At 70.0% G+C, this 12,445-nt stretch carries 10 protein-coding genes and 1 tRNA gene; 6 read left to right on the forward strand and 5 right to left on the reverse strand.

Annotation, left to right across the window (positions count from 1 at the left end; translation table 11 throughout):
• The first annotated feature begins 27 nt into the window (after positions 1-27).
• Positions 28-1,296: an oligosaccharide flippase family protein gene (locus ASG73_RS12805; protein WP_055995748.1), complete on the forward strand. Its 1,269-nt coding sequence runs from the start codon at positions 28-30 to the stop codon at positions 1,294-1,296.
• 45 nt (positions 1,297-1,341) lie between these two features.
• Here the strand turns inward: ASG73_RS12805 and ASG73_RS12810 are convergent, their stop codons facing one another.
• The gene (locus ASG73_RS12810; RefSeq protein WP_235499449.1) at positions 1,342-2,172 is read right to left on the reverse strand and encodes a class I SAM-dependent methyltransferase; all 831 of its coding nucleotides are present in this window, start codon (positions 2,170-2,172) and stop codon (positions 1,342-1,344) included.
• Positions 2,173-2,177: 5 nt separating this feature from the next.
• Complete coding sequence (locus tag ASG73_RS12815) at positions 2,178-2,819, reverse strand: hypothetical protein (RefSeq protein ID WP_156466279.1); 642 nt, start codon at positions 2,817-2,819, stop codon at positions 2,178-2,180.
• Between the two features lie 57 nt (positions 2,820-2,876).
• Between ASG73_RS12815 and ASG73_RS12820 the strand changes: the two genes are divergently transcribed.
• Together ASG73_RS12820 and ASG73_RS12825 are read left to right on the forward strand one after the other, a co-directional pair.
• Positions 2,877-4,820 (forward strand): acyltransferase family protein, encoded by a 1,944-nt coding sequence (locus tag ASG73_RS12820; RefSeq protein ID WP_162253988.1) that lies wholly within the window; start codon positions 2,877-2,879, stop codon positions 4,818-4,820.
• Positions 4,769-5,818 (forward strand): nucleotidyltransferase family protein, encoded by a 1,050-nt coding sequence (locus ASG73_RS12825; RefSeq protein ID WP_082567222.1) that lies wholly within the window; start codon positions 4,769-4,771, stop codon positions 5,816-5,818. Before ASG73_RS12820 ends, ASG73_RS12825 begins: the two co-directional genes overlap by 52 nt.
• A gap of 5 nt (positions 5,819-5,823) precedes the next feature.
• On the opposite strand, the gene polA is transcribed toward ASG73_RS12825, so the two are convergent.
• Positions 5,824-8,490, reverse strand: a complete 2,667-nt coding sequence (gene polA / locus ASG73_RS12830; RefSeq protein WP_055995763.1) for a DNA polymerase I — start codon at positions 8,488-8,490, stop codon at positions 5,824-5,826.
• A 207-nt stretch (positions 8,491-8,697) separates the two neighbouring features.
• Between polA and ASG73_RS12835 the strand changes: the two genes are divergently transcribed.
• The 3 genes from ASG73_RS12835 to ASG73_RS12845 all read left to right on the forward strand — a co-directional run bounded on the left by ASG73_RS12835 (position 8,698) and on the right by ASG73_RS12845 (position 11,657).
• Positions 8,698-10,290 carry a hypothetical protein gene (locus ASG73_RS12835; RefSeq protein WP_156466281.1) on the forward strand — a complete coding sequence of 531 codons (1,593 nt, stop codon included), beginning with the start codon at positions 8,698-8,700 and terminating at the stop codon, positions 10,288-10,290.
• A 69-nt stretch (positions 10,291-10,359) separates the two neighbouring features.
• A complete protein-coding gene (locus tag ASG73_RS12840) occupies positions 10,360-10,803 on the forward strand; it encodes a hotdog fold thioesterase (RefSeq protein ID WP_055995769.1) in 444 nt (147 codons plus the stop codon).
• Between the two features lie 101 nt (positions 10,804-10,904).
• Positions 10,905-11,657, forward strand: a complete 753-nt coding sequence (locus ASG73_RS12845) for a DUF554 domain-containing protein (RefSeq protein WP_082567223.1) — start codon at positions 10,905-10,907, stop codon at positions 11,655-11,657.
• Between the two features lie 36 nt (positions 11,658-11,693).
• Here ASG73_RS12845 and ASG73_RS12850 read toward each other — a convergent pair whose 3' ends face one another.
• The gene (locus ASG73_RS12850) at positions 11,694-12,293 is read right to left on the reverse strand and encodes an ANTAR domain-containing response regulator (RefSeq protein ID WP_055995772.1); all 600 of its coding nucleotides are present in this window, start codon (positions 12,291-12,293) and stop codon (positions 11,694-11,696) included.
• 29 nt (positions 12,294-12,322) lie between these two features.
• Positions 12,323-12,408 (reverse strand) — tRNA-Leu (locus ASG73_RS12855).
• Positions 12,409-12,445: the final 37 nt, after the last annotated feature.

Below are 12,445 nucleotides of genomic sequence, written 5' to 3' on the forward strand. Positions count from 1 at the left end.
CGCCTCGAACCCCGCCGGAGGACCGCCATGTCCGCGCACATGCGTCGCGCCCTGCCGATGGCGGGGCTGGGGCTCGGTCTGGCGATGGGCCTGGCCAATGTCATGGGCTACGTCTTCGTCGCCCTGGTCTCCTCGAGCCTCGGCCCGGCGGACTTCGGCGGATTCTCCGCCCTCAACACCTACGGAGTGCTCCTCGCGATGCCCGCGGGCGCCTTCCAGGTGGTCATCGCCCGCCGTCAGACGCGCGCTCACCGGGCGGCTGACCGTCAGGTCACCGGGCTGAGGACATCGGCCACGGTCGGCATCGTGCTGGCCGTCGCGGCGATCGTGACCGCTCCCCTGCTGAGTGATCTGCTGCGCCTGGACACCCCGTGGTCAGTCGTGTGGATGGCACTCATGCTTCCCCCGATGACGGCCACCGGCGCCATCCAAGGAGTCCTCCTCGGGCGCGAGGCCTTCGGGCGGCTGTCCGTCATCTATCTCGTCACGGCCGGCACCCGGGTGCTCGCCGCCGTGTGCGCCGTCGGGTGGGAGTTCTCGGTGGCCGAGGTCTTCGCCGCGACCTTCGCCGCGTCGGCGGTGACGCTGGTGGTCGCCCTCGTGCTCTCTCGACGAGAGCTCGCCCCCGGGGGCCGGGCTCCTCGTGCCCTCGAGGTGATCAGCGACCTCGTCCGCAGCAATGTCGCGCTCGCCGGCCTGATGGCCCTGTCGAGCCTCGACGTCGTGCTGGCCCGGACCGTGCTCTCCGACCATGACAGCGGCTCGTACGCCCTGGCGGCACTCTTCGGCAAGGTCGTCTTCTGGGGCACCCAGTTCGTCGCGCTGGCCGTCGTTCCCGCCGTCGCCGACGCGGGTGGCGGCGGCCAGGTGCGGCTGACGCTCCACCGCTCGGCGCTGGCGGTTCTGGCGATCGGCACGGGCGTGGCGCTGGGGTGCGCGCTGCTTCCCGGCCCACTCGTCGCGCTCTCCGGAGGGGCCGCCTACGTGGACGCCGAGCCGTTGCTCGTCTGGGCCGCCGTCATCGGAACCCTGTGGGCCGTCGTCCAGGTCTGGCTCTTCGCCGGCATGAGCCGGGGGGACCACGTGATGACCGTCGCCGTCTGGGCGGCAGCCGCGGTCCAGAGTGTCCTGGTCCTCCTCTGGTTCAACGACTCGCCCTACCAGATCTTCGCGACCGTCGGCGGCACGGCAGCCGTCGTCGCCCTCGTCGGGCTGCTGCGGGTCCCGCGCGGGGAGGTCACCCCCGGCCCGGACTCTCTCGAGACCACGGAGGCGTTGGGCCTCACCCGCGAGTGATGACACCCGCCGGCGGATGACACCCGCCGGCGAGCCCGGTGCCGCTCAGTCGATCGAGCTGGCCTTCTTGGACGGGTAGAGCTTCTTCGCGAGCGGGATGAGCTCGGGGAAGCGGTGGATGGCCTTCCAGGCCGCCTTCTGCCCCGGACCGAGAGAGGACAGGTAGGCCAGCCGACGCCACCGCACGTCCCACGGCTCGTCGCTGCCGCGCGCCGTGGCCGCGTCACGCCGGAAGCTCAGGGCGTGCAGGCCGTTGGCCCAGCGCGGGTCGCCGTTGGTCTCGGCGTCCCAGCGGCGCTCGACCCGCCACTGCGGGTGCCGTGCGATGAAGTCCTCGTGCGCGTCGCTCACCATCGGGTAGGTGGCGTCGTCGACGAGGATGATCGCCTCGTCGGCCAGCCACGGCTCGATGATCCCCAGCGCCAGGTAGTGCGACAGGCCGGTGTGCTCGCCGTCGTAGAAGTAGACCCCGACCGGTCGGTCGATCAGGCCGGGTCGGCGCAGGAGCGAGAAGCAGTTGCCCTCGATCAGGCGTACGTCGGCGTGTGCCGCGTGGGTGCGCAGGTTGTCCTGGAGCTCCGCCCGGGCCTCCTGCCCCTGCATCCCGAACTCGAGGTAGTTCTCGACCACGTAGAAGGCCTTGTCGGCGACCCCCTGGACGGCCGCGCACATCGAGCGGCCCTTGTAGCTGCCGACCTCGAGGTAGCACTCGTCGGCGGGCATGACCCGCGCAGCGGCGTTGAGCACGGCCAGCTCGTTGGCCGAGGTGTAGCCGTTGACCGTCGCGGCGATGCGCTCGAAGGTGGGGTCGATGGGCGCGCTCGTGCGAGGGTCCCCGTCGAAGGCCTTGTCGACCTCGGCGAGGAAGTCATCCACCCGCATCAGCGCCAGCCGTCCGATTCCCAGTCGTCGTCCGAACGCCGCCGTGCCGGCGGGTCGGCGAAGTCGTCGTCGCGCAGCACGGAGCGCCGCTTGCCGGAGGAGCGTCGCGACACGCGGGTCTCGTCCGTGTCGTCACCCTCGTCGGTGTGTGCTTCGGAGTCGTCGGCCGGGCGAGAACGCTGCCACTCGCTGTCCTCCCCCGATCGGGGGCCTCCTCGAAGGGAGCCTCGTCCGGCGTCACGGTCGGTGCCACGCGCGGTGTCCCGGCCGCGATCGTCAGAACGCAGGTCGATGTCGTCGTCGCGGCGCGAACGCCGTGCGTCGCCCTCCCACTCGTCGTCCTCGTCACGCTGCCCACGCAGCATCCAGACCGCGCCCAGGCCGATCAGTGCCACCCCGGAGAGTCCCGAGTACACCGCCTTGTTCTTGCCCACGGACTCCGGCTCCAGGCAGACATTCTTGGCCTCGACGTTGGGCGAGCTCGGTGAGCCGCACTTGAAGATCCCTTGGGCGCCACCCGACGGAATCATGATCGGCGTGGTGTAGAAGAAGATGGCCGCAAACAACAGCGGGATGCCCAGGATGACGGCCAGTGGGGCGAACTGCCGTGTGGGCGAGGGCGCCACGGGATGCTCATTCATGCAGCGCATATTACCCACCAGTCGGGTCATAATGGTGACCCCCTTCGGAATCAGGACATGACGACGCCAGCAGCCACGCACACATCCCTGCCCTACCGCCCAGCCATCGACGGGCTTCGGGCATTTGCCGTCATATCGGTGATCATCTACCACCTGCTGCCGACGTGGTTGCCGGGTGGTTGGTTCGGTGTCGATGTCTTCTTCGTCATCTCCGGGTTCCTCATCACCTCGCTCCTCCTGTCCGAGTACCGACGCAACCGGGGCCGCATCGACCTCGTCGGATTCTGGAAGGCACGCGCGCGCAGACTGCTTCCCGCTCTCTTCATCGTGCTCGCAGCGGTCCTCGTCTGCGCGACCTTCCTCACCGTCTCCGGCCGCACGAGCAATGTCTCCGGCGATGTCCTGGCCACCCTCGGATATGTGGCCAACTGGCGGTTCGTGCTCGGGGACGAGGCGTACTTCGGTCAGGTGGCGGCTCCTTCGCCGCTGCGGCACGCCTGGTCCTTGGCGGTGGAGGAGCAGTTCTACATCATCTACCCGCTCCTTCTCGTCGGGCTGCTGGCCATGATCCGCCGACGCGTGCACCTCGCAGGGGTGCTCATCGTGCTCAGCGCTGCCTCCGCGCTGCTCATGGCGCTCCTTCACCACCCGGGGCTCGACCCCAGTCGCGTGTACTACGGCACTGACACTCGGGCCCACCAGCTGCTCGTCGGGGCGGCCGTGGCAGCGCTCGTCAGTGGTGGCCCCGGGTCTGTGGACCGTGGACGTGTCCGGGTCGCGGACCTCTGGTGCCGGCGGTTGGCGCTGCCGGCCCTGCTCGTGGTCGTGTCCGCCTTCTGGTGGGCCGGGCAGGCCCAGTCCGTCCTCTTCGAGGGACTCGCCGTACCCCTGTCGGTCCTCATCACCATCGTGCTCGTCGCCGCGACCAGCCCCGCCACCTCCGTGGTCCAGCGTGCCCTGTCGTGGGAGCCTCTTCGCCGCATCGGGATGGTGTCGTACGGGCTCTACCTCTGGCACTGGCCGATCATCGTCTTCCTCAACGACCAGGTGTTGCCCTGGCCCACAGCCGCCCGGGTGACGCTGCAGGTGGCACTCACGGCGCTGCTCTCCTGGCTGTCCTTCCGCTTCATCGAGCGCCCGGTCCGCCGCGACGGCGTCCGCGCGCTGATCCCCAAGGTTCCACGAGTGAGCGCCGCCGTCTGCTGGGGCACGGTTCCGCTTCTCGTCCTCGGGGCCCTCGCGATGCCGGCCGCCGCACGGACGGTGTCGACCCAGCTGACCGACTCGTCCGACGTCGCCGTCCCGCAGGTGCCCTATCGGCCGGGGGGCCAGATGACCTCGGTCACCTTCATCGGCAACTCGGTTCCGGACAGCCTCATCGCCAGCTTTCGATCCGCCAACCATCCGGACCTGGAGATCCAAGGACTGACCAATGTCGGGTGCGACCCTCTCGACTCCCCCCGGTATGCCGACGGGGCCACCCTGCCGGAGCAGCCGGGCTGTGCCGACTGGCGCAAGAGCTGGGCCACGACCTTGTCCGCAGAGACTCCGGACGTGGTGCTCTACTTCGTCGCGCAGACGATGGTGACCGACCGCAAGGTCGACGGCCGTGTGGTCACCTTCGGGTCCGATGCCTGGACGCAGCTCATCGACGACAACCTGGACAAGGCCAAGGTTGCGGCCGGTGACAGCCACTTCGCGGTGCTCAACCTCTCCTGCCACTCGATGCCCACCTTCGGCAGCGAGGAGATCGAGCGGGTCAACGACACGCAGTACGTCCGTGACCTCAATGCCACCGTCGCGGACTGGGCCGACAAGAACGGCGTCCCCGTCGTCGACCAGTACTCCCTGCTCTGCCCCGACGACAAGGTCCACTCCACGATCAACAAGGTCCCGCTCTACAAGGACGGGATCCACTTCACCGATCAGTCCGGTCCGATCTTCTGGAAGTGGCTCGCGCCGCGGCTGCAGCGGATCGCGCACGGACAGGACCCCTCCTGACCGGGCTGGCCGCCGTCATCCTGGCGGGAGGTCGGGGCCGCAGGATGCTCCCCCTGACGGCTGACAGCCCCAAACCTCTGCTGCCGGTGGGCCCGTGGACATTGGTCGAGCACCAGATCACGGCACTGCGTGCGCTCGGCGTCGACCGGGTCGTGCTGTCGACCGGTTATCGGCACGAGGACTTCGACGTCCTCGTCCAGCGGCTGCGCGCCACCGGCATGGAGCTCGTCACCGTCGTGGAGGAGACCCCTCTCGGGACGGGCGGCGGCCTGCGGGAGGCGCTGAAGGCACTACCCGACGCAGCCGCGGTCGTGGTCCTCAACGGTGACCTGCTGTCAGGGCACGACCTCGCGGCGCAGGTGGCCATGCTCCGGGCGGCGTCCGGGGAGACCACCGGGATCGTGCACGTGCGTGAGGTCGAGGACGCTCGCGCCTACGGCAGCGTCGTCGCCGACGACGACGGGCGGATCACGGCCTTCGTCGAGAAGTCCGCGTCTCCCCCTTCGCTCACCGTCAACGCGGGCACCTACGTGGTGCGACCCGAGCTCGTGGACGACATCGCCCGCGACGGCGAGGTCTCTCTCGAGAAGGAGGTCTTCCCCGCGCTCGTCGAGCGAGGAGCCCTGCGGGCCTATCGCGAGAGCGCCTACTTCCTCGATGTGGGCTCCCCCGCTGCCCTCGTGACCGCCAACCGTGACCTCCTGCTCGCACCGTGGCCGGGCGCCGCTCCCGCACCTCGGGGGCCCTCCCTCGTGCTGCCCGGCGCCGCTGTCGACCCGAGTGCGGTCCTCACCGGCGGGACGGTGGTCCACCCGGGAGCCGTGATCGGCGCCGGGGCGCGCCTGGAGTCAGCGCTCGTCCTGGCCGGGGCCCACCTCGACGCACACTGTCAGGTCCTGCGCTCGGTCATCGGCCGCCGCGCGCACGTGGGCGCGGACGTCGTGGTCACCGACGATGCCCTGGGCACGGAAGAGGCCCGCACCGCCGTCGCCGGCTGACTCGCTCAGTGCGCGGCTTCGTGCCAGCTGTGACCGCGTCCGACCGACACGTCGAGGGGGACATCCATCTCGACGGCGCTGCCCATCTCTCGGTGCACCAGTGCCTCGACCTGATCGTCCTCCCCCGCCCCGACCTCGAGGACGAGCTCGTCGTGGACCTGGAGCAGCACACGTGAGGTCAGCCCCTCCTGCGCGATGGCCCGGTCGACGCGGAGCATGGCCAGCTTCATGATGTCGGCCGCCGACCCCTGGATCGGGGCGTTGAGTGCCATCCGCTCGGCCATCTGACGTCGCTGACGGTTGTCGCTCGTCAGGTCCGGCAGGTAGCGGCGCCGGCCCAGCATCGTCTCGGTGTAGCCGGTCGCGCGGGCGCGGTCGACGATCTCCTCGAGGTAGTCACGCACCCCGCCGAAGCGTTGGAAGTACTCGTCCATGAGGTCCGTGGCCTCACCCGTGGAGATGTTCAGCTGCTTGGACAGACCGAAGGCGCTCAGGCCGTAGGCGAGGCCGTAGGACATCGCCTTGACCTTGCTGCGCATCTCGGGAGTGACCCCCTCCGGCTCGACGCCGAAGACCCGCGCCCCGACGAAGCGGTGCAGGTCCTCCCCCGTGCGGAAGGCCTCGATGAGCCCCTCGTCCCCGGACAGATGGGCCATGACGCGCATCTCGACCTGGCTGTAGTCGGCGGACATCAGTGACTCGTAGCCCGATCCCACGACGAAGACCTCGCGGATGCGCCGTCCCTCCTCGGTGCGGATCGGGATGTTCTGCAGGTTGGGGTCGGTCGACGACAGGCGCCCGGTCGCAGCGATCGTCTGCTGGTAGGTCGTGTGGATGCGTCCGTCGTCGGCGACCGACTTGATCAGGCCCTCGACCGTCACCCGCAGGCGCGTGGCGTCCCGGTGCCGCAGGAGGGCTTCGAGGAAGGGGTGCTCGGTCTTGGCGTGGAGGTCCGCGAGCGCGTCGGCGTCGGTCGTGTACCCCGTCTTGGTCTTGCGGGTCTTGGGCAGCCCGAGGGTGTCGAAGAGAACCGTCTGCAGCTGCTTGGGCGACCCGAGGTTGATCTGCTCGTCGCCGATCGCGGCCCACGCATCGGCCTGCGCGGCGGCGACCTTGGCGGCGAAGTCCGACTCGAGAGCGGTGAGCGCATCTGCGTCCACCGCGATCCCCGCGGTCTCCATCTGGGCGAGCACGCCCACCACCGGCAGCTCCACCGCCCGCATCAGCTCTGCGCCGCCGGTCTCCTCGACCTGCTCCTCGAGCACGGGGGCGAGCTCGACGGCCGCGGCCGCACGGATCATCGAGGTCCGGCCCATCTCGGAGTCGTCGGCCGAGAAGTCGAGCATGCCCTGGTCGGACTCGTCCTCGCCGCCGGAGAGGTCCCTTCCGAGGTGGCGCACGGCCAGGTCGCCGAGGTCGTAGGAACGCTGGTCGGGACGCACGAGATAGGCGGCGATGGCGGTGTCGACGACGAGCCCGGCCAACGGCAGACCTGAGGACGCGAGTGCGAGCATCGGGCCCTTGGCATCGTGCAGGACCTTGAGTCGCTCCGCATCGACGAGCCAGGAGCGCAGTGCGCTCTCGTCCTCGGCTGCGAGCTGCAGCACGTCGACGAAGGCGGCCTTCCCCTCGACGGTGGCCAGACCCAGCCCGGTCACCTCACCTCGTCCTCTGCCCCACTCACCGACGACGTCGACACCCAGACGAGCAACGCCGTTCTCGGCCAGCCAGGGCGCGACCTCGCCCGCACCCAGGACGCGGCCATCGATCTCCACCCCACCGGTGACCTCGGACTCCGCGGTGTCGAAGGTGGCGAAGAGGCGCTCACGCAGGACCCTGAACTCCAGGCTGTCGAAGAGGGTGTGCACCCGCTCGCGGTCCCACTCCCTTCGCTCCGTGTCGTCGATGCCGACCGGCACCGGGACGTCGCGCAGCAGGCCGTTGAGTCGACGGTTGCGCAGGACCTGGTCGATGTTGTCGCGCAGCGACTGACCGGCCTTGCCGCCGATCTGGTCGATGGCGGCCACGATGCCCTGGAGGTCACCGTGGGCGTTGAGCCACTTGGCCGCCGTCTTGGGGCCCACACCGGGCACACCCGGGAGGTTGTCGCTCGCCTCCCCGACGAGTGCAGCGAGGTCGCTGTAGAGCTGCGGGCCCACGCCGTACTTGTCGGTGACGGCGTCGGGGGTCATGCGGGCCAGGTCCGACACGCCCTTCTTGGGGTAGAGGACCGTCGAGTGCTCGTCGACGAGCTGCAAGGTGTCCCGGTCGCCGGAGCAGATCAGGACGTCCATCCCCGCGGCACGCCCGTGGGCGGCCAGGGTGGCGATGACATCGTCCGCCTCGTAGCCCTCGAGCTCGACATGGGTGATGTTGAGCGCGTCCAGGACCTCCTGGAGCAGCGGGATCTGCCCGGAGAAGGCGTCCGGCGTGGCGCTGCGGCCTGCCTTGTACTCGGGGTACTCCGCGCTGCGGAAGTTGGCCCGGGAGACGTCGAAGGCCACCGCAACGTGCGTCGGTTCCTCGTCCCGCAGCACATTGATCAGCATGGCGACGAAGCCGTAGACACCGTTGGTGTGCTGACCTGTGCTCGTCGAGAAATTTTCCGCGGGGAGCGCGAAGAAGGCCCGATAGGCCAAGGAGTGTCCATCCAACAGCAGTAGTCGACTCACGCGAGACAGCCTAGGCGCTCGCGCCGACACTCCCCGCAGGCGTTGGATGCCGGTCTCCGAGGCCTTCCACCGTCGAGGGCCCGCTACTCTACGGACCTGTCGCTCATGGCCCACGAGCCCTCAGGGACAACCAGTCCACACATCTGCTCCCGGAGGTCTGCCATCGCCCCACCCGTCGGCAGACACCTGACACATCGTCACCTGTGGATGGCACTCGTGGTCCTGGCGCCCCTGGGCGCCTTCATCCGGGCCGTGCTGACCTCGTGGACACCAGAAGGTGACGACGCCACCATCGTGCTGCGCTCCCGTGAGCTCCTGAACGGCGAACTTCCGCTGCAAGGGATGCGCTCGACCGCCGGTGGCGGCGAAGCGGCGCTGGCGAACCACCATCTGGGCCCCCTGGAGCTGCACATCCTCATGCCGGCCGGCTTCGTGGGGAGCGGCTGGGCCATCGCCCTCACCTGCGTCGTGGTGGCGGCGGTGTGCTCGGTGGCCMCCATCCACTGGGCCCACCGCATCGGTGGCGACCCTGCCGTCGTGGTCTTCGGCGCCGGCTTGCTGGTGGTGCAGGCGGCGCTGGGTCCCGAGGCACTCTTTCGTCCCTTCAACCCCTACTTCGGTCTCCTGCCCATCTACCTGGCGCTCGTCCTCCTGACGGCCTGCGTGGCCGGCCTGCCGGGGACCGGCTGGCCGCTCGTCGTCACGACAGCCGTCGTCGCGCAGGCAAATCTCGCCTACGCGCCGATCGGGCTGGGCATCGCGGCGGCCGCGCTCGCGGTGGCCGGGTGGCGAGCCCTCCGGGAGCGTCGTCCACCACGCCGCACCCCTGGTCGCTCCTTGGCCCAGATCCGCCCGTCGCCCGCAGTCACGTGGGCCCTGGTCTGTGCCGGGCTGGTCTGGGCACCGGTCCTCCTCGAGCCCCTGCGCCACGACCCGGGCAATCTCGTGCAGCTGGCCAGGGCCGCCCGCTCCGGTGTCGCCGCCCAGGGGCTCGAGGGCGCCCTGGGGCGCGTGGGACTCTTCGCCCCGGTGCCCGGCGGATTCCGGCCCCTCGGTCTGGACCTCGTCTACGAGCCGTCGTGGACCATCCAGGTGCTGGGGGCGCTGGTCCTGGGTCTCCTGGCCGGCTCCGCCGTGCCGTGGGGAGCCGCCCGCCGCCGGCGCGTCGCACCCGTGCCCGCCCGGGTGGCGCTGCTCGGAGCGGCTCTGCTCCTCGTGACGGTGGCCCGCCTTCCTGTCGACGGGTTTGCCAGCCACTACCTGGCCAGCGTGATCCCCGTCGTGGTCTTCGCCTGGGCAGCCGTCGCGTGGCGGGCCGCCATGCACGTGCGCCAGCTGCCGCGGGCATTCGACCGGCTGGTCGTCATGAGGCTCGTCCCGCCTGCCGCCGCTGTCTCACTGCTCCTGGCCGTACTGGCCCACCCGGTGGGCACCGTCGGCTCCGACCTGGGGCGCGGCGCCAGCGCGCTCGTGCTCGAGGCGAGCAGCGAGTTCTCTCCGGGATCCTCTGTCGCGGTGAGCGGACGCGGTTACCTGGCGGGCCTGTCCACCACCCCCGCGGTCGCGCTGCAGCTGGAACGAGCCGGGTTCACCACCCACTACCTCTACGCGTGGCCGACGTCCGAGGACGCCGAGCGGTTCGCCACGGTCAGGGCGCCGGCGGACACGGTGCGCGTCCACCTCATCGGGAGCGACACGGCCAATCGCACTCCCCCGGCGGGATTCCGCTCGCTCGGCACCGTCGAGGTCTCCTCGCAGGACTCCGTCGCCGTCTACGTCCAGGTGCCGTCCCCCTGGTAGGGAGTGGAACGACGACCGGCGCCCATGGCAGGCTGACCCGCGTCCGGATCAACAGATGTAGGAGTCACGATGACCGACGCCACCCTTCCCACGCGGAGCCAACCCCCGACCGTGGACGAGCTCAACGCGGTCCGGGGCACCCTTCCGGAACGGATGGGCGTCGAGGTCCTCGAGGCCACGGCCGACCGCATCGTCGCGCGCATGCCCGTCGAGGGCAACACCCAGCCGTACGGGATCCTGCACGGCGGCGCGAGCGTCGTCCTGGCCGAGACCGTCGGCTCCATCGGCTCGGCGCTGCACGCGCACACCCTCGGCAAGATCGCGGTCGGGCTCGACATCAACGCCACCCACCACCGCGCGGTGCGCACCGGGTGGGTCACCGCGACCGCCGTGCCCGTGACGCTCGGCGGCAGCGTGGCCTGCTACGAGGTGACGATCAGCGACGACGAGGGCCGTCGCGTTTGCACCTCGCGCATCACCTGCATCCTGCGCGATCTGCCGCCCGGCGCCTGAGTGGGACGCGGCTCCCCTCTCCTTCGGCGGTCGAGATGTGGACACCGGGAGGGTGAGCTCGGCGTCTATCGTGACCCCGGCAGCTGACGACAAGGAGACCCGTGGACTTCATCGGTGCCGGGACGGTGCTCAACGTGCTCACGGTCATCGCCGGAGCGCTGCTCGGCATGGCCATCGGCGGTCGCCTGCCCGAGCACACCCGTGACGTCGTCACGGACTGCCTCGGGCTCGTCACCCTGCTCATGGCCGGCCTGTCGGTCATGGACGTCACCTCGCCGGCCCTGGGGGACGCCGTCGGCTCCGGCGCACCGGTGCTCATCGTCCTTGGCTCGCTGCTGGTCGGCAGCGTCGTGGGCTCGTTGCTCGGCATCGAGAGGTGGCTCGGCACCCTCGCAGGTCGCGTGCAGTCGCTCGTCGGCCGGGGCAACGACGACTCCGAAGGACGTGAGCGCTTCATCGAGGGCTGGCTGACCGCGAGCCTGCTCTTCTGCGTCGGACCGCTGACGATCCTGGGCTCCCTGGACGACGGTCTGGGACGCGGCATCGACAAGCTCGCCCTGAAGTCCGTCCTCGACGGCTTCGCCGCCCTGGCCTTCGCCTCGACCTTCGGGGTGGGAGTGCTGCTCTCAGCGGTGAGCGTCGCCGTCGTCCAGGGCTCGCTGACGATCCTCGGAGTGGGCCTCGGCGCGCTCCTGCCCGATGCGCACATCGCCGCGCTCACGGCCACCGGTGGTCTGATCCTCGTGGGGATCGCGTTGCGGCTGCTGAGGATCCGTCAGATCCCGGTCGGGGACATGCTCCCCGCGTTGATCATCGCTCCCCTGCTCACCCAGCTCGTCGTCTGGCTGGGCTGACCCGGTCCGAACCACGCCGGACCCGGCTGGCGCCGGTCAGGCCTTGTCCATCCCGGCGACGACGGCATCGGCGACCTCGCGCATCCCCAGACGGCGATCCATCGCCGTCTTCTGAATCCAGCGGAAGGCCTCCGCCTCGGTGATCTTCAGCTTCTTCATCAGCACGCCCTTGGCCTTCTCGACGGCCTTGCGCGTCTCCAGACGCTCGCCGAGGTCGGCGACCTCTGACTCCAGGGCCTTCAGCTCCGCCCAGCGGGAGGTCGCGACCTCGATCGCGGGCGTGACGTCGGAGACGGTGAAGGGCTTGACGATGTAGGCCATGACGCCTGCGTCACGAGCCCGCTCGACGAGCTCCTTCTGCGAGAAGGCCGTGAGCATGATCACGGGGCAGATGCGCTTGCTCCCGATGGTCTCGGCGGCCGTCAGCCCGTCCATGACCGGCATCTTGACGTCCATGATGATCAGGTCCGGTCGCAGCGAGTCGGCGAGGGAGACGGCCTCCTCACCGTTGCTGGCCTGCCCGACGACGTCGTAGCCGGCGTCGGTGAGCATCTCGGCCAGGTCGAGGCGGATCAGTGCCTCGTCCTCGGCGAGCAGTACCCGCAGGCCCTGGTGGCTCTCGGTCTCCGCCGTCATGGTCTTGTCCTCCGTCGTTGGTGACTGTCTGGTGCCGAGGGCGGGACTTGAACCCGCACGCCCTTGCGGGCAGAGCATTTTGAGTGCTCCGTGTCTGCCATTCCACCACCCCGGCCGGAGTGCGCCGCAAGCATACCGACCGAAGGGGGGTG

It is taken from the genome of Janibacter sp. Soil728 (assembly GCF_001428305.1).
Lineage (GTDB): Bacteria > Actinomycetota > Actinomycetes > Actinomycetales > Dermatophilaceae > Janibacter.